Consider the following 21,026-nt stretch of genomic DNA (forward strand, 5'->3'; position numbering starts at 1 on the left):
TAAAGGGTTTCAAGGTTGAAGTGGGACTTGAGGACCTTGAGAAGATATTTTAGTTGAAGCTCTTCTTTATGGATCTCTTCAAGATCGTGTGGGTAAATTTTCACTATTTAAGTTGGTAAGGTCAAATTTATCTTTGCCGGAAGTGCCGAAGCCACTTGAAATATATTTTTTATGTTATATTAACCTCTAGATGGGTGGCTGTCGGTCAATATCAATAAGTCGATGGGGATGGGGCCTGAAGAGCGCAGATGAAAACCACATAATTCCGAGGCATCTCGCTGCACTGATATTGCTGGTACATCATTATTAAATATCTTTATTCAAATTATGTCAGATCAGTCGAAACCTTTATACCAATATCTACAGATTTCAGCGGATATGATCGAATTCACTAAAATCCATGGAAATGGTAACGATTTTATTATTATTGATGAATTTAACAAAGAGATCGTCCCTGACAATGTTAAACCTGGTTTTGCTCAAAAATACTGTGACCGCAGGTTTGGTATAGGTGGAGATGGGGTTTTGTTCTTATCAAAATCCAGCTCTGCAGATATGAAGATGCGGCTTTTCCAGCCAGACCGCTCTGAAGCTGAAATGTGTGGTAATGGTATCAGGTGTCTCGTTAAATTCGGACTTGACACCGGGTATATTTCAGAAGGTACTGCATCTGTTGAGACAATGGCCGGTATAATGCCTGTGGATGTTAAATGTCAGGGGGATAATACATGGATAAAAGTGAATATGGGGAAGCCCATGTTTGATAAAAAGGACATACCTGCCAGAGGCGAAGGAGATTTTATTAATGTAATGATGGATGGTATGAAAGTATCTGCAGTAAATACAGGTGTACCCCATGCTGTAATATTTGTTGATGATCTGGAGGGGATTGATATAGATGCCCTTGCACTTTCTGTCAGATATCATGATCTTTTTCCAAAAGGTACCAATGTGAATTTTGTCAATCTTGCTGCTGAAGGTCATTTGAATGTACGCACCTATGAAAGAGGGATTGAGGGTGAGACCCTAAGCTGCGGTACAGGTTCGGTAGCAGCGGCCGTCGTTGCCAATAAACTGGGTATGACAGGAAATGAAATTAAGGTCAATACCCTGGGCGGCATAATCAACATCACCATAGAAGGTGGTTATGCATTTATGGAAGGCTCAGCCAAGACCGTGTTTAATGGAACCATTTTATGATTATCGGGATCGATGATACAGATTCAAAGGACGGGATGTGTACAACATATCTCACAGCTGTGCTCATTGAAAAGCTCCAGGCATTTGGAACCCTTAAGGGAATTCCTCACTTGATCAGGCTAAATCCTAATATTAGATATAAAACCAGGGGAAATGCCGCGCTGGCACTGGAAATCGATGTCCATCCTAACGATGAGCAAATTATTATTGATATTACTACATCCCTGGTCGAAGAAATGGCCGATTTCAAGTGTGATAATACCAATCCCGGTATTGTCTTTTTGAAAGAACAAAAAGACCAGGGATTCAAAAAAGAGCTGGAAGATTTCATGTGGCAGGCCATGCGTGATGTTCTGAGAGTTGATACAGCTCTGGCATTTATCAATAAATACGGCCTGATACATAGGGGTTATAAAAACAATCGGGGGCTTATCGGTGCGTTGGCTGCATGCGGGGCAATTATATGCGGACTGCCAGATCATACTTACGAGTTGATCGCCTATCGCTTACCTGAGAATTTTGGTACACCCAGGGATATTGATCGGGAATCAGTATTCAGGGCAGACAGGGAAACATATCCTTCAACCTGGGATACAGTTGATATATCCAATGACACAGTCGTATTTGCTCCCCATTCTCCAGACCCGGTGCTATTTGGAATAAGAGGTGATGATATTGATAATATCTACCTGGCATTTGAAATTATTAGATCTGAGCCCACCGGTCATACAATACTTTATAAAACCAACCAGGGGACTGATCTTCATTTGAGAACTGACGATATTAATAATATCCAGAAAGAAAGGTCCTACATTATTGTGGGTACTGTAATGGATCCCCCCAAAACAATTGAAGGAGGTCACGTGTTTTTTACATTGGAAGGGTCTGGGAAAATAGAATGTGCAGCTTTCGAACCCACTAAAGGTTTCAGGAATCTGATCGGTGAATTAATGACAGGTGACAGGGTAAAAGTTTACGGCGGATATAAAAAAGGGACATTGAATATTGAGAAGATCGATCTCCTGGAATTGACAAGTCATGAAACAACGCTCAATCCCGTATGCCCATCCTGCAGCAAACGCATGAAATCAGCTGGCAGGGGTCAGGGTTACAGGTGCAAAAGCTGTGGTACGAAAAGCAATGAGGTAATAAATTCTCCAATCGAGAGAAACATCACAACTGGAATTTATGAAGTGCCGCCATGTGCCAGAAGGCATATCTCAAAACCCCTGATCAGATGTGCTGACCCAAGGGCACATCCCTCACGATGATAAGGTGAAAACGTGATAATCCCTGAACAAGAAAGATCTAATGAACCTTTGATCGGCGAAAAGGTGATCAAACACCCTGACATGACACGGGCTGTGGAATGGATACTAACAGAATATGAACCGCCCACAAAGGATATCTGTATATTCCTGCCCTGCTCTAAAGCAAAGCCATATCACAAGAGTCCTTCTCACAGGATATTTGACAGTATAATATTCAAGCATCTTGATGAAATCCAGGTTCATGTGGTGGTATTCGGGACCTGCGGAGTAACTCCAAGGGAACTGGATACGGAATATCCTTTCATGGATTATCAGTTCATACTGGGGCGGTGTGATATACCTCAGATAAAACGTGAATTCCATAGACTTGAAAGCAAACGTCTGGCACGGTATCTTGAAAAGACAAGGGACAATTACAAGCACAGGATCGCATACTGTCTGGGGGATTTCAGGGCGGCCATGGAAAAAGCAGTAGATATCAGCGGCATTCATGTTGATATTGTACCAAAACCGGAGACCATGGAGAATATATTCGATCCCGGATTGAAATTCAGTTATGGTAGTCTTAACCACCCTGATTATCTAAGGGATTTTGATAATTCTATTACACAGACCATGGGTTTGAATTCAACTGGTAATATTGAAGCAAGCGAGACAATCATTAATGACAATGATTGGTATTTATTATAATGATGAATAGTACTGAAATTCTGACCACAGATTTTTTTTATGCAGATCCAATAGGGATGTGGGTATCAGAGGAAGCATCATCTGGAATTATCATGTCTGTTAGTTTTATTGAAAATAATAAACATAAATCAAAATCTAATATATTTCTGCCAGTGTCATCAGATCTGTACCGATACTTTCAAGGGGAAATTGTAGATTTTTCGGCTTATAGTATAGACATGTCAGGTTATACAGCATTCCAGCAGGATGTATTGACTGCAGCACGATCAATTCCTTATGGAACATGTATTACATATTTCCAACTGGCAGAAATGATAGGTAGACCTAGCGCCGTAAGAGCTGTCGCAAATGCTCTTGGAAAAAATAAAACTCCAATTATCATACCCTGTCACAGGGTAGTCTCGAAACATGGAGTGGGCGGTTTTTCATGTGGGGTCGATCTTAAACTGAAATTACTGAAACTTGAATCAATATTGATCTAAACTGGCTGGTCCACTTCAGGTGCTGTGACAATAATAAATTCTTTGAATATATTTTGTTGGTATATAATTTCAGAGAACACTTTCAATTCGATAGTTGTGGTTTCACCGGGATTTATGTAAACCTGTTTTGATGCGCTCTTCTGTGTATTGGCTTTGCAGTCCTCAGAGAATCTGTCAACTCTATTGCATGTTTCCACAGTTACCGTGAAATTCTTGGTATGGAAGTGTGGTACTTTGGGTCCTGTGGATATTTATCAGAGTTATCACCGTAACCATCCTTATCAGTATCTGCCCATTCACTGGCATTATCAGGAAATACATCGATACCGTCATGATAGCTGTCACTATCACTATCTATACCTATATTTGCATCTAACGGGTCAAGGTCAATGTTGTCCTGAAATCCATCCCCGTCAGTGTCTGGAGAACTGGGATTTGTACCTGCATCATTTTCGGCATTATCGCCTATCCCGTCCCGATCTGAATCGTCCCAATCATAAGGATCGTCCGGGAAAACATCGATTGGATCCCTGCGCCCATCCCCATCAGTATCCGGTGCCTTTAAACATCCTGATAAAAGCAGTGATGTTAATATAATAAAAAATATCAGAATTTTTTTACTAGTCATTTGCTTATACAAATATATGATTTAATAAATAAATATTTGCATTTTATTTTGTTCCTGGTCTTTGAATAAGATTTATATCTATTTACACTAATTGTAAAACAATGGTTAAATTAGACAGAATTAATCTATCCAATGAAGGGTACACAAAATTCTTCAGTCCCATAGAATCCCAGATCATGGATGTATTGTGGAAAAAAGGAGATCTGACAACCGCCCAGATAACGGAAGAGACCGGGGTTCTTTTATCAAGTGTTGCAGGCACTCTGGACAGATTAGTTAAGACCAGATTTGTTGACAGATCGGTTAATAATATCAACGGGAGGGTCCGTTATATTTACACAGCATCCTCCACCAGAAACGAGATAGCTATGGAAATCACTAACAGGGTATTGGACAGTCTCGTTGACACTTTCGGTGAATTGGCTGTAGAAAATTTTTCTAAATACAAAAATAAGAAATGAATCTCCATTAACATATTTCAGGCGAAATCTGTTGTTATTTCGATTCCCACCTTTTCGAAGAGTTTATAATGGTATTAAACTTATTGATAGTCGGTGATTGAAGGTTGGAAATGAGAAAGCGAGAATATCATCATTTTCCAAAAAATGATGTCGAATTCCAGCAGAAATATAGTTTTTGGTCAGATCTGCCATATCTTGTAAAAACATTTGCTGGAATGAATGATAAATCAGGTGCCTTTCAATTAGTAACACCGAAAGGCGAAACTTTGAAAACAAAAAGAAGTATTTCCGTAGAAATCGCAGAAGCAAATATTGATTTTAAACTGTTGACGAACGATAATCTCAATTATGTCCTTGAGGATATAGATGACAATGGCCTTCTGGATTTCAGGATTGTCCTGTTATATACATATCTTGATAAAGATTATCAAAGGGTCCCATATAGAAAAGATACTTTTTTGGTCAGGAGTCATCTTTCGGAAGGGGTTTTAACATTAAAGATTCATCTGCATGACGGGCCAGGTCATACAAGATCTGATGAGATTGCTAATACGATCGTGGATGAGTTGGGAAAAGGCCGTTTGGATTAATCATGTATTTTCATGATGAACTGGTTTGCTGATATGGGAAATACTCAGCAATACCGAATAATTTATCTATTAGATGTTATATGATAAATTGAAAATTCTGGAAAATAGATATAACATTATAAGCAAAATTAATTTTTAGGGAAAATACGAGATTGAAATTTTTATCAAATTATTAAAAATTTATCGAATGGTGAACTTAATATGACTAAGGCCGAGATTTTAGCGCAAATCAAGACAGCTGAAGATGATGCAAAATCAATAATTTCAGAGGCAAAAGAACTGAAGATCAAAAAGGTACAGGAATCTAAGAACAAAGCCCGAGAATTGGTGAAAAGTGCTGAAATCGATAGCGTCAAATTGTCAGAACAAAAAATTGCTCAGGCCAAAGAACTATTTACATCAGAAAAAGGAAGCTTACTAAAAAAAGGACTCACAGAAGCTGAAACAATAAAGTCTGATGCAAGCAGAAATATTAAGAAAACTACTGATTACTTAGTTGAGCAATTCGAGAGGGCGATAAATGCTTAAAGCCAAAAAGGTTTCAAGGGCTGTAATTATCGGTAATAATAAGTTATTAGAACACACTGTGGAGATCCTTCATGATTTTAATTGTATACATGTAGAAGATTTCACAGAAGAAGATGCCTTTCTTTCTATTGGCAGACCAGGTAAAACTGCATCTGAAACCTCTCAAAAGCTTATTAAACTCAGATCTTTATCAAATTTCCTTAAAATAAAACCTAAATATCTGGAAGAGTTGCAAAATGAAAACTCTATTTTAGCACAACTTGATACAACATTGGATGAACTAGATTCAAAAGTCTCTGGTTTATTAGAGAGACGGAATTTCCTTGATGCAGAAATGAAGGATCTTGAAACTTCAATCAATGAAATACAACCAATATCAGGATTTCCACTGAATGTGGAAATGTACCACGGTTACCAATCAATTTCTGTCTTTATGGGTTATATCGTAGGCGAACAATCAGAAATAGAATCTGATATTAGAAACATCACTCCTGATTATGAATTGCTAGTATCCGCTCATAATAAAACTTTAATCATAGCTCTTTTTACTCCTATAGAACATGAAACACAGGTCTCGGAACTACTTGAGAAATATAATTTTTCTGAAATTCATGTTCCTGAAGAAAGGGGTGATCCACAAAAACTGTTAGCAGGGATGAATAACAGGAAAGAGGACATATTGAGGGAATTAACAGAGTTAGAAGATGAAATTGCAGAACTTCAAAGTCAACATTTGGATTTCATCCTTGCAGCCGATGAAGTATTATCTATCACTACTCAAAAAGCTGAAGCACCTTTGAGATTTGCTACATCAGAAAATACCTTCCTAATAGATTGCTGGATTGCTGATGAACAGTTCGATACAGTATCAAAGTCTATTGAAGATGAGTTCAAAGGAAGTGTTTATTTATCGAAACTGGATATGGAAGAGGAAGAGATCAAATCCAGTACTGTACCGGTGGAATATGACAATCCTGGAATAGTCAGACCACTTCAAACCATAATGGACCTTTATTCAAGACCATCATATAAAGAAATTGATCCATCACTTATTATTTTCATCACCTTCCCCCTATTCTACGGCCTTATGCTTGGAGATATAGGGTACGGCCTAGTACTTCTGACGCTCGGTTTGATAGGCAGGGCCAAACTCAGGTCAGAAGGTCTGAAACCCCTGGCCACTCTCCTGATCTACTGTAGTATAACCACATTGATATTCGGTGTTCTGTTCGCAGAAATATTCGGTTTCCACCTGTTCGGACCCCACAGCGTGGTTACGGAACTGGTAGGCGAGCACAGTGCTCTGGGTAAGATGTTCTTCAATTTCGGAGCCCTTCCCATACTGGAAAGGCTTGGGAGGGAAGATATACCCATTCTTCTCATCATAACGGCGTTAATAGGCGTGGTCCACATGAACCTGGGATTCCTGATAGGATTCAGGAATGAAGTGGTATCCCATGGAGTAAAAGTGGCAATACTTGAAAAGATAAGCTGGATGGTACTGCAATTGGGTATTGCAATTTATGCTATAGCAGCATTTGGCTATATCCCGCCATTCGGTGAAACAGTAGGGGCAGTAGTAGCAGTGCTCGGTCTTGTGATGTTAATAGCAGGGGAAGGAGGAACCGCAATTCTGGAACTCCCATCCATTTTAAGTAATACTCTTTCATATACAAGGTTGGCGGCTGTCGGTTTATCTTCAGTTGGCATTGCCTTTGCGGTAAATAATATTGCAGATATGCTTTTCAAAGAAGAAGGAATTCTCTTCATATTGGGGGGAATAATTGTATTGTTAGTTGGCCACACCGTAAATACAATTCTAGGTGTAATTGCACCTGGGTTGCATGCTCTAAGGCTGCAGTATGTAGAATTCTTTACAAAATTCTACACTGGCGGTGGTCGTAAATTTAAAACATTTGGATATGATCGAAAATACACGGAGGAATAAATAAATGGTTGATGCAAGTATAGCAGAAATGGGAATCGAATCAATTATTGCAAATCAGAAGGGACTGGTAGCTATTGGTGCCGGTCTGGCAGTAGGTCTGGCCGGAATTGGTTCAGGTATAGCTGAGAAAGATATCGGTGCAGCCGCTGTAGGCGCAATGGCAGAGAGAGAAGAATTGTTTGGTAAAGGTCTTATCCTGACCGTTATTCCAGAGACCATTGTCATCTTTGGACTGGTAGTTGCCATATTGTTGCTCTTCCTGTAGATGCAGCACCCTTTATCCGGAGATAGGATATGGGACTTGAAAATATTGTTAACGAAATCTTGGAGCAAGCCCGGTCAGAAGCCGCCGTCATTGGTACTGAGGCTGAAAAAGAGGGCGAAAAACTGATCAATGATGCAAAAACCGAAGTTGAGAAGATCAAGAAGTCACATCAGGCTTTGGCTGATGCTCAGATCGAGAGGATGCATAAACAGGAGCTGTCCAGTGCTCATCTCGAGATCAAACGGGCTACCCTGAATGCGAAAAAGGATGTATTGAACAGCACCATTGAGTCTACGAAAGAGGTCATCTCATCAATGTCAGCAGAAAAGAATACAAACTTGCTCAAAGTGCTTCTGGATAAATACGGGAATGAAGGTACGCGGGTCTATTCCAATGGAAGAGATGCAAAACTGGTCCAGGAAATGACTGAAATGACGTTCATGGGCGAGATCAACTGTATCGGTGGTCTTATTATTGAGAATGATGATGGAACAGTACGTTTGGACTATACATTTGACACAATTCTGGACGCTGCTTTCGAGCAATCATTGAAACAGGTTTCTGATATACTCTTTGGGTGAATGATACATGGCTTTTTTCAGCAGGAGAGGCGGCAAGAAATACGCATATATTACTGCCAGGGTCAGGGCAATGAAGAGCAAGCTGATGCCTGTGGAAGTGTATCCAAAGATGATGAACATGGACACACCTGAAATAACCCGATTGATAGGTGAGTCTGAATATAAACAGGATGTGGATGAACTTGCCCAGAAATTCGATGGCATCGATCTTCTGGAGCATGCGTTGAACGAGAACCTGGCCAGGACATACAGGAAATTGCTGCGTGTCTCCCAGGACGAACCCAATTTTCTGATCGCAGAATATCTGCGTCACTGGGACATCTGGAACATAAAGACGATCCTGAGAGGTAAATATTATGGTGCTCCTGCTGACGAGATACTTGAAGCGGTAGTGGCGGCCGGGCAGTTGGGTTACCGGCAGCTTACGACCATAGCTAATATGGATATGATTCAGGATATTAAAGCCTCACTTGCCAATACCCCCTATTATCCGGTAATCGATGATTATGAGGGCGGCGAACTCTCGACATTGGAAAATAATCTTGATAAACTCTATTATTCCAGGTTGCTGACCTCAATTGGCAAATCAAAGGGTGAGAAGCTGAGTCTCAAATACATTAAGACCGAGATCGACCTGAAGAACCTGAAGACGCTGTTCAGGACCAAGCAGGCAGATCTTTCAAAAGATGAGATCCAGGAGCTCTTGATCCCGGGGGGCACGGAACTGAAAAACCAGGACCTTAACCGTCTGGCATCACTGGCATGGCCGGATTTTCTAAAAGCCCTTGAGGATTATACGTATTGGTCTGCCCTTTCAGAAGTGGTGATGGTCGATATGCCTAGCCTGATGGACGTGGAAGCAGTACTGGATAAATACGCACTGGAGTATGCCACAAAAGTATCCCACTACTATCCTCTTTCCATTCTTCCCATATACGATTATATGCTGTGGAAAAATGTGGAAGTGAACAATATACGGATTATTGTAAGGGGTAAGGAAGCAGCTATTCCTGACGAGATAATAAAGAAACATCTGGTGATGTAATAATGGAAATTGCAGTTGTCGGAAATAGTGAATTTACAACTGGTTTCAGGTTGGCTGGGATCAGGTTCATTTACGAGACAAATGGAAATGATAAACTGGTACCTACCATACAGCAAGTACTGGAAAACAGGGAGGTAGGTATTTTGGTTATTCATAATGATGATCTTAGCAGTTTGCCTGAAAATATGCAAATTGCACTGGATGAACTGGTTACACCCACTACCATAGCAATTGGCGGTGCAGGTGAAAGTACGAATTTACGAGATAAAATAAAACAAGCAGTAGGTGTTGATCTGTGGAAATGAAAGGTGAAATATATAGAATATCAGGACCGGTAGTTACTGTCCAGGGCATCAATACCCGAATGTTTGATGTTGTCAAAGTCGGACATGAAGGCCTTATGGGAGAAGTTATTGGTATTAAACGGGATAAATCCATTGTACAGGTTTATGAAGAAACAGCAGGTATCAGACCTGGTGAACCAGTAGAAAATACAGGTTTGTCCCTGTCAGTAGAATTAGGTCCTGGACTGCTCAAGAGTATCTATGATGGTATTCAAAGACCACTACCGATCCTGAAAGAAAAGATGGGCGATTTTATTGAACGTGGTGTGACTGCAGATGGTCTGGACCATGAAAAACTCTGGAATTTTAAACCCACTGTCAAGGCCGGAGACGAGGTTTCAGGCGGAGAAGTGTTAGGGACTGTCCAGGAAACCGAAAACGTGGAACACCGTGTCATGGTACCGCCCAATGTATCTGGCATCATAGATGAGATCAAGAGTGGAAAATTCACTGTTTTGGATACTATTTGTATATTGAATGACGGCACCGAGCTCCAGATGATGCAAAAATGGCCTGTTCGAAAACCCAGGCCTGTGACCAGAAAGCTTACACCTAAAATCCCACTTATCACTGGACAGCGTATCCTGGACGGTCTGTTCCCTGTGGCCAAAGGCGGAACAGCAGCTATTCCAGGACCATTCGGCAGCGGTAAGACTGTTACACAACAGCAGCTGGCAAAGTGGAGCGATACCGAGATCGTGGTATATATCGGCTGCGGCGAGAGGGGTAACGAGATGGCTGATGTGCTGACCGAGTTCCCTGAACTGGAAGACCCAAAAACAGGTCGGCCTTTGATGGAGCGTACTGTGCTTATCGCCAATACCAGTAACATGCCTGTAGCTGCCCGGGAAGCCAGTGTCTACACTGGTATTACCATAGCAGAATATTACAGGGACATGGGTTATGATGTATCACTTATGGCTGACAGTACCAGCAGATGGGCTGAAGCCATGCGAGAGATCTCAAGCAGGCTGGAAGAGATGCCTGGTGAAGAAGGTTATCCTGCTTACCTGTCAGCACGTTTAAGCGAATTCTATGAGAGGGCAGGTCTGGTTGAATCCCTGGCAGGACTTAGCGGTTCTATTACAATTATCGGGGCTGTATCTCCTCCTGGCGGCGACTTCTCAGAACCTGTGACCCAGAATACACTGAGGATCGTGAAAGTGTTCTGGGCTTTGGATGCGAAACTTGCCCAGAGACGGCATTTCCCGTCCATCAACTGGCTGAACAGCTACAGTCTATATTCAAAGGGCCTGACTGAATGGTATAATGAGAATGTTTCTCCTGAATGGGTGAAATTGCGAGATAATGCAATGGATCTCCTGCAGCAGGAATCTGAACTTCAGGATATTGTTCAGCTGGTGGGTTCGGATGCATTACCTCCCGATCAGCAGTTAACACTTGAGATCACCAGGCTTATCAGAGAGGTCTTCCTGCAGCAGAATGCATTCCATCCCATTGATACCTTCTGTCCCATGACCAAGCAGTACAAATTGCTGGAAACAATAAATGAGTTCACAAATAAAGCCCAATCAGCATTGGATTCTGGTGTACTTTTCCAGGATATCATAAAACTGGAATCAAAAGATGAAATTGGCAAAATACGATTCGAGGAAGATTTTGATGGTGAACTGAAAAAGGTCATGGATAAAATGGATAAGGAGTTCAAGTCACTTCAGGGTGAATCGTATTCAAGTGCACCAATAGCAGAGGAGGCTGAATAATGACTAAAGAATATAAGACAATCACAGAGGTTGCAGGCCCCCTCATTTTCCTTGAGAAGACCGAGCCTGTAAGTTACGGTGAACTGGTGAATATCAACCTGCCTGATGGTTCTACCAAAAGAGGACAGGTGCTGGACACATCACACGATTCTGTGGTTATTCAGGTTTTTGAGGGTACGGGAGGTCTTAGCAGGGAAAGTGGTGTTCGTTTCACTGGCGAGACCATCAAACTGCCAGTATCAAAAGACATTCTTGGCAGGATACTGTCAGGCCGAGGTGAACCCCTGGACGGTGGGCCTCGCATTATTCCAGAGGACAGGCTTGATATCAATGGCGCTGCCATTAATCCCTTCTCCCGGATGCCTCCAGAGGATTTCATTCAGACAGGCATCAGTACCATAGACGGGACCAATACCTTAGTAAGAGGCCAGAAACTTCCTATTTTCTCTGGGTCCGGACTGCCCCATAACGAGATCGCATTACAGATCGCCAGACAGGCAAAGGTGCCTGGTAGTGAGGAAGCTTTCGCCGTGGTGTTCGCAGCTATGGGTATTACCAACGAGGAAGCCCAGTACTTTATGCAGGATTTCGAAAGGACAGGCGCCCTTGAGAGGGCAGTTGTGTTCCTGAACCTGGCCAACGATCCGGCTGTTGAGCGACTTATCACACCTCGAATGGCACTTACAGCAGCAGAATACCTGGCCTACGAGCATGATATGCATGTGCTGGTCATTCTTACAGATATCACCAACTATTGCGAAGCCTTGAGGCAGATGGGTGCGGCCAGGGAAGAGGTACCGGGCAGGCGTGGTTATCCAGGTTATATGTATACTGACCTGGCCAGTCTATATGAGCGAGCAGGTGTGATCAAAGGCCGAAAAGGTTCTGTGACCCAGTTCAGTATCCTGAGTATGCCTGGTGACGACATCACCCACCCGATTCCTGATCTCAGCGGTTATATCACTGAGGGCCAGATCGTTATTTCCAGGGAACTGCACATGAAAGGTATCTATCCGCCTGTTAATATTTTGCCGTCCTTGAGCCGTCTTATGAACAGCGGTATTGGTGAAGGCCATACCAGGGAAGACCACAAAGCAGTGTCTGACCAGTTGTATGCTGCCTATGCAGAAGGTAAGGACTTGCGAGGATTAGTAGCCATTGTAGGTAAGGACGCACTGTCGGATAGGGACAAAAAGTTATTAGAATTTGCAGATATGTTCGAGGACAGGTTTGTGCGCCAGGGTGTGGATGAAGATAGGGATATCGAGACCACTCTTAACATTGGCTGGGAATTACTTGGTGAATTACCTGTAACTCTCCTGACCAGGATCGATAACAAGTTTATCGAGAAATATCATCCTTCCCACAGGAAATAAGTGGATCTCGGAGGACAATAATTTGGCTGTACAGGATGTTAAACCAACACGTTCAGAACTTATCGAACTGAAGAGGAAGATCAAGCTTTCAGAGAGCGGACATAAACTTCTCAAGATGAAGCGTGATGGGCTTATCCTGGAATTCTTCGAGATACTTGAGAAGGCTAAAACAGTGCGATTAGAGCTCGATGCCAAGTTCGCCATCGCTTCACAAAAGATCAATATTGCCAAGGCTGTGGAAGGTATAGTGACAGTCAAGTCTACAGCTTTTTCATTCAAGGATGCACCAGCTCTTGAAGTGCAGAGCAAGAACGTGATGGGCGTTGTAGTTCCTAAAATCGAGTCCAGCAGTGTCAGAAAGGACTTAAACGATAGGGGATATGGTATTATCGGCACCAGCAGCAGGATTGATGAAGCAGTGGACTCGTACGAGTCACTTGTAGAAAAGATCATTGAAGCTGCCGAGATCGAGACCACCATTAAGAAATTGCTGGATGAGATCGAAAAGACAAAACGCCGGGTAAATGCTCTTGAGTTCAAGGTCATACCTGAACTAAGTGAAGCCAGGGATTTTATCATGCTCAGGCTTGATGAGATGGAAAGGGAAGAAATTTTCAGGCTCAAACGGATAAAAACATAATTTTGCAGGAATAGTCTGCTATTCTAACATGCCTTTGAAAGAGAAGTTCAGACAAAAGTTGAGTGAACCTGAGACAAAGGCATTTTTACTGCGCTATTTTTGGAAAATTTCGTTGTTAATGCTGGTATTAGGATATGGGATAATGGTATATGTCTGGTTCTATACTTGAAATATGAAAATATTTATAAATCATTATTGTCCTGAAAATGTTTCCAACACCAGTTGAAAAACTCTTCCAAGCATCTATAATCGGTTAAAAATAGCCCATCGATTTTCTTTACTAACCGGTTCACAACAACTTGAGCCGTCGGAGGTAATGTATGTCGTTTTTCAACTAAAATCGCTAATCTTCGGATAGCATCTTCACCGGTGTCTGCATCCAGAGCAACACATCTAAAATAAAAGATACTATTACCTAGCTTCCGCGTGAATTGCCCCTGGCTTCGAGATTTCAAAAAAGTCTGATAATTTACAATATTAAAAAGGTTTAAGGATTTCTGCAATACATGATTAATGTAATACAGAATGTCCAATTATGATTCATAATCTGCTAATTACATTCTTTAATTTCTCTTCCACCTGCCCTGCAATATTCTCTAGTTCCTCTTTATGTTCTACTATCGAAAACATCTCTCTTGGTTTAATAGCTGAAATGATGGTCTTCCCATTATTTCGGTAGACTATAATATTGCAGGGTAATAGCAACCCAATCTCTTTTTCGATCTTAAGAGCTTCGTTTGCCAGGGGTGGATTACACGCGCCCATAATTATGTACTCTTCAATTTCAACATCTAATTTCTTTTTCAATGTGGCCTTAATATCAATTTCAGTTAATACCCCAAACCCTTCTTTTGCAAGCTCTAGTTTCACTTTTTCAATGGCATCACTATACTCAATATCCACTACAGTGGTAATATCATACATTCATTATCACCCTTTTTTCATATTAGGGAATGATGGTAAAAATCATTTTCGTTGTGCAATAATTGCCAGATGATCCTCATGAAAAGGTTTAAGCCTTTTTTTATCCAGTATTTCAAACTCTGCTTCCAATTTAGCGATTTCCTGCTCAAATACTTTTTTAGGACTTATCGAACTGTCTACACTTCGGGCTTTTATTACCATTATTACGTACCCTTTTGGTCTTAAAAATGTCCGGGCGTTTTTTATTGCAATATCAGCCTGGTTTGGCTGGGCCACATCCTGGTAGATCACATCAACTATTCCAGCCACGGCTTTATATGAGACCGGGTTGTTTGCGTCTGCAAGAACCGGGATCATATTTTTGCGATTGATACATACATTGAGAAGGTCCTGCATAGCCCTTGGTGAGAATTCTACCACAAATAACTTACCTTCACTGACGATGTCTGAAATATGGCTGGCAGTAGTTCCGGTCCCACCGCCCAGGTAGAGGATTAAAGAATCTACCTTTACAGGAATAGTCATTTTCTTCTCGATCATAGCACCCAGTTTACTGCGATGTGCAGACCATAATCTGTATTCAATGCCACTGGCATTTATGAACCTTTCACCATAGACCCTGATTTCAGGAGTTAAATTTCTTGAAGCAAGTCTGAACTTGCCTTTATCTTTAATAAAAATGACATTATGAGGTAGTTTCTTCGTAGAATGTTCAGGCATTAAGGTTCAATAGACAATTAATTCTCAATAAGATTTTCTGAATATACATTTTTAAAGTTACGGCACATACAGAAATTAGAATTCTGATGACCAAATATTTCGAAGTTACTAAACGCGACGGCGCAGCAAGGCTTGGCAGGTTGATGTTGCAAGGATATTATCCAACTCCAATGATTTTAAAATCTGGAGAAGAGAACCCGATTATTTATGCTGGTTCTCTTTGGGATAGGGAAAATCTAATACCTGGAGAGATGAAACCTGATAAACTTGTAATCCTGCCTGACAAATCTGTGGCCCTGCATGCAAGAGCAGAGACAGTGAAAGAGATAATTGAATCGGGCAAGGAGGCCAGACAGGTGTGGGAAGATTGGGACGGCCCCAAAGGGCGTGTCGTACATCCAGCTTATCCTGATACTTCAACAGCAGACCTGTATGCCATTGGTGCGGCAAAGCAGCTCGAGAACAATCCACGTGTCCTCAGGGATATCATAATTCATATTAAAAATAGTACACCCCCTGATACGGCTCTGTATGCCCCTGCCCTGGCCACGCCCGAGAACATAAGTCTCCTGATCTATCTGGGTATTGATGTGGTAGATGACATATTACCTACGATCCGGGCGTATTATAATATCTACATGATGCCTGATGCTGAACACCTTTTTTCTGACCTGTCACAGCTGCCATGCATGTGCAGTGTATGCAATAGTACAAGTGTTGATGCTATGAAAGAAATGGATGCACGTACCCGTGGTGCATTAATAGCCAGCCATAACTGCAACAAGTTGGAAGAAGAAAAAAGAATTTCAATCCAGCATATCAGGGACGGGCGTCTAAGGGAATATGTGGAAGGAAAATGCCGCAGCAGTCCATGGCTTAGTGCATTGCTCAGGCTCGTGGACCAGGAACATTCATACCTAGAAACGCGTACACCCACATTCAGGCGCAATACAATGTATACTAATACTTCAGAGTCCCTGAACCGGATAGAGATCACACGCTTTGCGGATCGGGTGAAAACCCGCCACCAGGCACCCGATTCAGACATATTATTGTTACTTCCATGCTCTGCCCGTAAACCTTATTCAATATCGAACAGCCACCAGATGTTCAGCCGCTCTATAGGAAAAAACAAACGTGCTTTAAATGAAGTAATAATCACCTCACCATTAGGCATTGTACCCCGGGAACTGGAACTTGTGTACCCTGCTGCCCATTATGATACTCCTGTCACAGGGCACTGGGATCTGGAAGAGCATTCCTGGGTGGGAAGTTGTCTTATTGATTATCTAAAAAAAAATGATTATAAATATATTATCGCACACGTGAATGGAGCTTATAGGGACATTTGTAAGTCGGCATCTGAAGCACTCAATCTTGAGATCATTTATTCTACAGAAGGCAGTGTAACATCTACCCAATCGTTTCGAAAGCTAAAATCCATAGTGCAAAATATGGTTGAAGAAACTGAAACTAAACTTCGAAAACCAGCTGACATTACAAAAATAATGATGAGATCTATTGCAGACTATCAATTCGGCAGGGGTGCGGGAGGACTATTGGTACCTGAAAATGCAATAATAAAAGCTCCTTTTCCTAAACATCAGGTATATGTGGACAAGAAAAAGTTAGCAGACCTGAATCCAAGAACAGGCGAATTAATTCCCTCTATCGAAGGGGCAAAGCGACTTCGCCAATTAGGTACCTATCAGGTCTTAATTGATGATTTTTTACCTGGTGGAACTTTATTAGCTCCCGGGGTATTGGATGTGGATCCTGAAATACGGCCTTCTGACCAGGTTATCATTATTGGTGAAAAGGTGATTGGAGTAGGTAGGGCTTTGATGGGTGGTGAGGAGATGGTTCGCTCCAGTAGGGGTGTTGCTGTTGATATTAGAAAAGTTAAGGAGATTTGAATGAGAATATCATGTGCCTCACTTTTCCTCTGGGATTTCAGTGTTAAAGATATAGTGAAAATACTATCCCGGGCAGGCATCGAGAATATGGAATTCTGGGCAGAAACCCCGGAATTTTGGCGGCATCGACATGAACCTGAAGCCGCGTATAAGCTTAAAGATACCATTTCTGTATTTTCTGACCAATGTACTGTCCATGCCCCTGTTATGGATCTTAATGCCTCTTCTTTTAATGAACATGTGTGTAATGCTACTATTATCGAAACTAAATGGGCTATCGACCTGACAGTAAAACTCGATGCATCCATTCTTACGATACATCCCGGGAAAAGAACTGTTAACCGTGCTCCCACTCCAGAGGATTGGGACCGGTTCTTAAACTATCTTACAGTTTGTATTGATCATGCCAGCGAAATGGATGTAACCCTGGCATTGGAGAACCTAACACCAAGTGTACGTAGTATGTGTTACGATCCTGTTCAGATGGGGAATGTACTTGCAAAATTCCCAGATTTGATGATGACTTTAGATATTCCCCATGCTCTTCAAATTGATGTGGATAATGCCATGAAATTTATTGATGACCTGGGTGAAAGGATTGTAAATATTCACGTGGGGGGGATACATAACGGAGTACCGCATTATCCTGGATATTTAGATCAAAATCCAATGACATCAGATGTCCTGAGCAGGTTAAGACTGAATGGGTATGACAATGATCTTACCATTGAGATAGATGATAAATTGATTGACGGATATCAATCTGAATCTGATAAAATTTCGATTCTTGAAAATGAGAGGACTTATCTTATACAAGCATTTAGTTCAGTATAGAAAAAAATGTTTTCGTATTTTTAAATATAATTTCTAATTTAAGAATAGAATTATTATAATTATTATGACATTCAAAGGAGAAATCACACCAAATCCTGTGAAAAGTGGTATTTCAAAAAAATATCCTTCATAGAATGTTATATTTCATCGAAATAATGAGATATAATATTCAATTTGAGAAATTATTTGTCCATTGGTTTTTAAAATAAATGTAAAGTATCACAAGTTATATAATATATTATTAAAATGTAATATTTTGGTGGAGTAAAATGAGAAATCAATCCGTAAAAGTATTAGATAAGGCCGATATGGAATTCGCAGACACTCTAATGGGGTTAGGATTAAAAAGAAATGTGGCAAAAACACTTACATATCTGAAAAATGTCGACGAAGTAACTTCTCGCGAAATTGAAAGAGGTTCTGATCTACGACAACCAGAAGTAAGTAATGCAATGCGTGAACTCAAGAATATGAATTGGGTGGTTATACGCGAACAAAAGAAACCCGGTAAAGGACGGCCTTTTAAAATATATCGGCTGGATGAGAAAATAAATTCCATTATTAAACAACTGGAACAACAAAAAACAATGGAATCCAGAAGAATGATGGATAATATTCAGCGATTAAAACTGATGAAGCTGGGTAATTAAAAAATAATAATATAACTGGAGCTATTGTTAAACAATAGCTTTGTTTTTATTTAATTTCTATTTTTATCATACTCTTCAATCACATCTTTGCCTTCTACAAAAACCAGGTCGTGTTCTTTAGCATAATTAATAGCGTCTGTTTTTGAAAGTGCCAGACCATTTGATCCATCAAGCATTTCACAAATAGCCATTGCAGGTGTAAGATTTGCAAGTTCAGCAAGGGCTACCGAAAGTTCTGTCTGGCCCATACGTTCACGCATAAGGCCGTCAGCAGCCCTTAACAGGGAAACATGACCCGGCGATCTAAATTCTGAAGACAGGTCTGCTGTTCCACCATTTAATGCGCTTTTCACAAAAGCACCCATCCGGGTAATAGTCAGGACCCTGTCCCGGTCCGTGATACCTGTAAAGGTATCCCTATGGTTTACCCATAGTGAAAATGATGATTTTGAATCATATGAGAGGTCCCCATCTTTTTCAACAAGTTTTCGAACTTTTTCATTAGAATGGGAATGACGCAAAATATCTGCATAAAACGGAAGGTCTAATTTAGCTGCTGCTTTTGGATGAATTGCAACACATATAAGGCCGCCACCATCTTTTCGCATTTGATATATATGTTCTGTAGTTATTTTAGAGGCCGGGATGACAAAGTCAGTTTCACCTTCACGGTCTACTGCGTCAAATAGCAATATCATTTTTCCATTTTTCAATGATTCAATTGCTTTATGTATTGAATTATTTTTTATATTGTTCATCCTGTTCTCCATGATTATATAAATTTGATTTATTCTACTGTTACTGTAATTTTACTCCCATCTTCCAGTTTCAACCTCTCTCTAATGTTCACTGGAGATATGATCTCAATAATATCTTCTGGGTAATGGGTCCTCTCAGGTATCATTATTGCACCCTGAATCCCATTCGCTACTTTTACGGGATAACAGTGACCTGCACCAAATGTCCTGTTCCGTGTGGTAAAACCTTTAATTTCAACATCATTTTTCAGGTTCAATAGACTCCGACAACTCATACTTTCTGGTTCAAGTCTTAAATTCAAGGTCCCTGGAAAAGGGTCAATACCCAACTTTTTAGTGAATTGGTCCCGATATCCCTTTAATGAAGTATAATATTGGCCTTCACCTAAACCGGTTATAACGATACCTGTGAGTTCTATAACACTTGGTTTTTGTGAAAATATTTCCCTGTATTCAAGATATTCTGCTTCCAGAGCCTGCTGGCCCTTTATTGTGATGGTGATCTGTTGCCCTCCTGGATCGACCCTTCGAGTGATATATCCAGACTGATCTAGTGCTTGCAGCCTTCTTGAAGCTGTTTGTGAACTTGATAATATCTCATCGGCAAATTCTGATGAAGAAATTCTGATGGCACTATTTAGTCCACCTAAAAGTGCTAATTTTTTAAGAGCTGATATATCTTCCATTGTGTTCGCCATATTTGAGGTGCATAACAAATATGATGCGATGGTAATTAAATGTTGCGGGATTAGTAAAATACTCCGGGAATGGTGTCAAGACCTTTCTGAATTGGAATTACAAGTTTTTTAGGAATGCCAACTATCACTTCATTATCCCCGTATTTACTGTGTTTTCGTGAACCTTTACAACCCAGTGATATACACAATTGATGGTTATTTTCAGCAGCAGCAGTGCAGTCACCACAAATAGAAGCTGTGCCGCCTGTTCTGAACTCGCTTGGCAGACCAGTATGGTAGGATAGGGCCTGGATTATCTGCATTGCCTTATTTGGAGAAAGAAATAACAATAATATATCATATCTATCATAGCTTTTTATTAAAGGAAACAACTGGATGGAACTAAATTGTTTCACAAGTCTTGGAAGGGATATGGCAGCTTCTACAGCAGATGCCCGGTCTTTATACCTGCCAGATCTATGATAGTAATCGTCAGGTCTGGGCGCATCCCTGCTTAATACATAAGCACCTACAGGGCAGCCCTGTTCAGAAAAAATGACTTTGTCCCCTTTTCGGGCACTTTGGACCAGTTCACAAAAAAGCATATCAGTCTGTGATGAAGCTGTATCCTGAACGAACCTGATAGCTACAGGATATCCCGTATCCATCAATTCCAAAATATTTGATTGGGCCATTGATAATTAATTCTATTGATAGATAATAAAATCCTGACATTCTGAACGTGAAGCTCAAAATGTCAGTTTTAAATATATT

At 40.9% G+C, this 21,026-nt stretch carries 25 protein-coding genes; 18 read left to right on the top strand and 7 right to left on the bottom strand.

All coding sequences use genetic code 11. The annotated features are described in order from the left end of the window. The first annotated feature begins 378 nt into the window (after window positions 1-378). The 4 genes from IBX40_02775 (at window position 379) to IBX40_02790 (ending at window position 3,643) form a co-directional block, all read left to right on the top strand. On the top strand, window positions 379-1,200 hold the full coding sequence (locus tag IBX40_02775; protein MBE0523247.1) for a diaminopimelate epimerase: 822 nt from the start codon (window positions 379-381) through the stop codon (window positions 1,198-1,200). Further along, on the top strand, window positions 1,197-2,471 hold the full coding sequence (locus IBX40_02780; protein ID MBE0523248.1) for a DUF1743 domain-containing protein: 1,275 nt from the start codon (window positions 1,197-1,199) through the stop codon (window positions 2,469-2,471). Before IBX40_02775 ends, IBX40_02780 begins: the two co-directional genes overlap by 4 nt. Window positions 2,472-2,552: 81 nt before the next feature. Beyond that, window positions 2,553-3,161 (top strand): DUF5591 domain-containing protein, encoded by a 609-nt coding sequence (locus IBX40_02785; protein MBE0523249.1) that lies wholly within the window; start codon window positions 2,553-2,555, stop codon window positions 3,159-3,161. A gap of 92 nt (window positions 3,162-3,253) precedes the next feature. After that, the gene (locus IBX40_02790) at window positions 3,254-3,643 is read left to right on the top strand and encodes a methylated-DNA--[protein]-cysteine S-methyltransferase (protein ID MBE0523250.1); all 390 of its coding nucleotides are present in this window, start codon (window positions 3,254-3,256) and stop codon (window positions 3,641-3,643) included. Here IBX40_02790 and IBX40_02795 read toward each other — a convergent pair. Both IBX40_02795 and IBX40_02800 read right to left on the bottom strand, forming a co-directional pair. Further along, window positions 3,640-3,840, bottom strand: a complete 201-nt coding sequence (locus IBX40_02795; protein MBE0523251.1) for a hypothetical protein — start codon at window positions 3,838-3,840, stop codon at window positions 3,640-3,642. The two genes, IBX40_02790 and IBX40_02795, sit on opposite strands and share 4 nt — an antisense overlap. A gap of 2 nt (window positions 3,841-3,842) precedes the next feature. Continuing rightward, window positions 3,843-4,271 (bottom strand): hypothetical protein, encoded by a 429-nt coding sequence (locus IBX40_02800; GenBank protein ID MBE0523252.1) that lies wholly within the window; start codon window positions 4,269-4,271, stop codon window positions 3,843-3,845. Window positions 4,272-4,372: 101 nt separating this feature from the next. On the opposite strand from IBX40_02800, the gene IBX40_02805 reads away from it, so the two are divergent. The 11 genes from IBX40_02805 (at window position 4,373) to IBX40_02855 (ending at window position 13,773) form a co-directional block, all read left to right on the top strand. Next, window positions 4,373-4,732, top strand: a complete 360-nt coding sequence (locus IBX40_02805; protein MBE0523253.1) for a BlaI/MecI/CopY family transcriptional regulator — start codon at window positions 4,373-4,375, stop codon at window positions 4,730-4,732. A gap of 110 nt (window positions 4,733-4,842) precedes the next feature. Further along, window positions 4,843-5,322: a hypothetical protein gene (locus IBX40_02810; protein MBE0523254.1), complete on the top strand. Its 480-nt coding sequence runs from the start codon at window positions 4,843-4,845 to the stop codon at window positions 5,320-5,322. A 201-nt stretch (window positions 5,323-5,523) separates the two neighbouring features. Beyond that, the gene (gene ahaH / locus IBX40_02815; GenBank protein ID MBE0523255.1) at window positions 5,524-5,850 is read left to right on the top strand and encodes an ATP synthase archaeal subunit H; all 327 of its coding nucleotides are present in this window, start codon (window positions 5,524-5,526) and stop codon (window positions 5,848-5,850) included. After that, window positions 5,843-7,798 carry a V-type ATP synthase subunit I gene (locus IBX40_02820; protein ID MBE0523256.1) on the top strand — a complete coding sequence of 652 codons (1,956 nt, stop codon included), beginning with the start codon at window positions 5,843-5,845 and terminating at the stop codon, window positions 7,796-7,798. Before ahaH ends, IBX40_02820 begins: the two co-directional genes overlap by 8 nt. Before the next feature lie 4 nt (window positions 7,799-7,802). Beyond that, entirely contained in the window at window positions 7,803-8,063 is a 261-nt protein-coding gene (locus IBX40_02825) for a hypothetical protein (GenBank protein MBE0523257.1), read from the top strand. Window positions 8,064-8,092: 29 nt separating this feature from the next. Next, complete coding sequence (locus IBX40_02830) at window positions 8,093-8,644, top strand: V-type ATP synthase subunit E (protein MBE0523258.1); 552 nt, start codon at window positions 8,093-8,095, stop codon at window positions 8,642-8,644. 7 nt (window positions 8,645-8,651) lie between these two features. Beyond that, window positions 8,652-9,689: a V-type ATP synthase subunit C gene (locus tag IBX40_02835; GenBank protein MBE0523259.1), complete on the top strand. Its 1,038-nt coding sequence runs from the start codon at window positions 8,652-8,654 to the stop codon at window positions 9,687-9,689. Between the two features lie 2 nt (window positions 9,690-9,691). Then, window positions 9,692-9,994, top strand: a complete 303-nt coding sequence (locus IBX40_02840) for a V-type ATP synthase subunit F (GenBank protein ID MBE0523260.1) — start codon at window positions 9,692-9,694, stop codon at window positions 9,992-9,994. Beyond that, window positions 9,985-11,757: an ATP synthase subunit A gene (locus IBX40_02845; protein ID MBE0523261.1), complete on the top strand. Its 1,773-nt coding sequence runs from the start codon at window positions 9,985-9,987 to the stop codon at window positions 11,755-11,757. Before IBX40_02840 ends, IBX40_02845 begins: the two co-directional genes overlap by 10 nt. Continuing rightward, entirely contained in the window at window positions 11,757-13,133 is a 1,377-nt protein-coding gene (locus IBX40_02850; protein MBE0523262.1) for an ATP synthase subunit B, read from the top strand. Before IBX40_02845 ends, IBX40_02850 begins: the two co-directional genes overlap by 1 nt. A 22-nt stretch (window positions 13,134-13,155) precedes the next feature. Next, window positions 13,156-13,773, top strand: a complete 618-nt coding sequence (locus IBX40_02855; GenBank protein MBE0523263.1) for a V-type ATP synthase subunit D — start codon at window positions 13,156-13,158, stop codon at window positions 13,771-13,773. Between the two features lie 540 nt (window positions 13,774-14,313). On the opposite strand, the gene IBX40_02860 is transcribed toward IBX40_02855, so the two are convergent. Then, entirely contained in the window at window positions 14,314-14,697 is a 384-nt protein-coding gene (locus tag IBX40_02860) for a DUF302 domain-containing protein (protein MBE0523264.1), read from the bottom strand. Between the two features lie 42 nt (window positions 14,698-14,739). Then, window positions 14,740-15,417: a fibrillarin-like rRNA/tRNA 2'-O-methyltransferase gene (locus IBX40_02865; protein ID MBE0523265.1), complete on the bottom strand. Its 678-nt coding sequence runs from the start codon at window positions 15,415-15,417 to the stop codon at window positions 14,740-14,742. 86 nt (window positions 15,418-15,503) lie between these two features. Here IBX40_02865 and IBX40_02870 point away from each other — a divergent pair, with 86 nt between their 5' ends. The 3 genes from IBX40_02870 (at window position 15,504) to IBX40_02880 (ending at window position 18,817) form a co-directional block, all read left to right on the top strand. Then, window positions 15,504-17,333, top strand: a complete 1,830-nt coding sequence (locus IBX40_02870) for a DUF5591 domain-containing protein (GenBank protein MBE0523266.1) — start codon at window positions 15,504-15,506, stop codon at window positions 17,331-17,333. Next, the gene (locus IBX40_02875; protein MBE0523267.1) at window positions 17,334-18,167 is read left to right on the top strand and encodes a sugar phosphate isomerase/epimerase; all 834 of its coding nucleotides are present in this window, start codon (window positions 17,334-17,336) and stop codon (window positions 18,165-18,167) included. It begins immediately after the preceding gene. 269 nt (window positions 18,168-18,436) lie between these two features. After that, window positions 18,437-18,817: an ArsR family transcriptional regulator gene (locus tag IBX40_02880; GenBank protein MBE0523268.1), complete on the top strand. Its 381-nt coding sequence runs from the start codon at window positions 18,437-18,439 to the stop codon at window positions 18,815-18,817. A gap of 50 nt (window positions 18,818-18,867) precedes the next feature. Here IBX40_02880 and ribB read toward each other — a convergent pair whose 3' ends face one another. The 3 genes from ribB to IBX40_02895 all read right to left on the bottom strand — a co-directional run bounded on the left by ribB (window position 18,868) and on the right by IBX40_02895 (window position 20,947). After that, on the bottom strand, window positions 18,868-19,575 hold the full coding sequence (ribB, locus tag IBX40_02885) for a 3,4-dihydroxy-2-butanone-4-phosphate synthase (GenBank protein ID MBE0523269.1): 708 nt from the start codon (window positions 19,573-19,575) through the stop codon (window positions 18,868-18,870). Between the two features lie 29 nt (window positions 19,576-19,604). Further along, window positions 19,605-20,261 carry a DUF120 domain-containing protein gene (locus tag IBX40_02890; protein MBE0523270.1) on the bottom strand — a complete coding sequence of 219 codons (657 nt, stop codon included), beginning with the start codon at window positions 20,259-20,261 and terminating at the stop codon, window positions 19,605-19,607. 62 nt (window positions 20,262-20,323) lie between these two features. Continuing rightward, the gene (locus tag IBX40_02895; GenBank protein MBE0523271.1) at window positions 20,324-20,947 is read right to left on the bottom strand and encodes a DUF169 domain-containing protein; all 624 of its coding nucleotides are present in this window, start codon (window positions 20,945-20,947) and stop codon (window positions 20,324-20,326) included. Window positions 20,948-21,026: the final 79 nt, after the last annotated feature.

Source organism: Methanosarcinales archaeon (assembly GCA_014859725.1).
Taxonomy (GTDB): Archaea; Halobacteriota; Methanosarcinia; order Methanosarcinales; family Methanocomedenaceae; genus Kmv04.

Bases quoted from the DNA above. Each gene is read 5' to 3' on its own strand.
- IBX40_02775 (MBE0523247.1), top strand. From the start codon at position 379: ATGATCGAATTCACTAAAATCCATGGAAATGGTAACGATTTTATTATT.
- IBX40_02780 (MBE0523248.1), top strand. From the start codon at position 1,197: ATGATTATCGGGATCGATGATACAGATTCAAAGGACGGGATGTGTACA.
- IBX40_02785 (MBE0523249.1), top strand. From the start codon at position 2,553: ATGACACGGGCTGTGGAATGGATACTAACAGAATATGAACCGCCCACA.
- IBX40_02790 (MBE0523250.1), top strand. From the start codon at position 3,254: ATGTCTGTTAGTTTTATTGAAAATAATAAACATAAATCAAAATCTAAT.
- IBX40_02800 (MBE0523252.1), bottom strand. From the start codon at position 4,271: ATGACTAGTAAAAAAATTCTGATATTTTTTATTATATTAACATCACTG.
- IBX40_02805 (MBE0523253.1), top strand. From the start codon at position 4,373: ATGGTTAAATTAGACAGAATTAATCTATCCAATGAAGGGTACACAAAA.
- IBX40_02810 (MBE0523254.1), top strand. From the start codon at position 4,843: ATGAGAAAGCGAGAATATCATCATTTTCCAAAAAATGATGTCGAATTC.
- ahaH (MBE0523255.1), top strand. From the start codon at position 5,524: ATGACTAAGGCCGAGATTTTAGCGCAAATCAAGACAGCTGAAGATGAT.
- IBX40_02820 (MBE0523256.1), top strand. From the start codon at position 5,843: ATGCTTAAAGCCAAAAAGGTTTCAAGGGCTGTAATTATCGGTAATAAT.
- IBX40_02825 (MBE0523257.1), top strand. From the start codon at position 7,803: ATGGTTGATGCAAGTATAGCAGAAATGGGAATCGAATCAATTATTGCA.
- IBX40_02830 (MBE0523258.1), top strand. From the start codon at position 8,093: ATGGGACTTGAAAATATTGTTAACGAAATCTTGGAGCAAGCCCGGTCA.
- IBX40_02835 (MBE0523259.1), top strand. From the start codon at position 8,652: ATGGCTTTTTTCAGCAGGAGAGGCGGCAAGAAATACGCATATATTACT.
- IBX40_02840 (MBE0523260.1), top strand. From the start codon at position 9,692: ATGGAAATTGCAGTTGTCGGAAATAGTGAATTTACAACTGGTTTCAGG.
- IBX40_02850 (MBE0523262.1), top strand. From the start codon at position 11,757: ATGACTAAAGAATATAAGACAATCACAGAGGTTGCAGGCCCCCTCATT.
- IBX40_02860 (MBE0523264.1), bottom strand. From the start codon at position 14,697: ATGTATGATATTACCACTGTAGTGGATATTGAGTATAGTGATGCCATT.
- IBX40_02865 (MBE0523265.1), bottom strand. From the start codon at position 15,417: ATGCCTGAACATTCTACGAAGAAACTACCTCATAATGTCATTTTTATT.
- IBX40_02870 (MBE0523266.1), top strand. From the start codon at position 15,504: ATGACCAAATATTTCGAAGTTACTAAACGCGACGGCGCAGCAAGGCTT.
- IBX40_02875 (MBE0523267.1), top strand. From the start codon at position 17,334: ATGAGAATATCATGTGCCTCACTTTTCCTCTGGGATTTCAGTGTTAAA.
- IBX40_02880 (MBE0523268.1), top strand. From the start codon at position 18,437: ATGAGAAATCAATCCGTAAAAGTATTAGATAAGGCCGATATGGAATTC.
- ribB (MBE0523269.1), bottom strand. From the start codon at position 19,575: ATGAACAATATAAAAAATAATTCAATACATAAAGCAATTGAATCATTG.
- IBX40_02890 (MBE0523270.1), bottom strand. From the start codon at position 20,261: ATGGAAGATATATCAGCTCTTAAAAAATTAGCACTTTTAGGTGGACTA.
- IBX40_02895 (MBE0523271.1), bottom strand. From the start codon at position 20,947: ATGGCCCAATCAAATATTTTGGAATTGATGGATACGGGATATCCTGTA.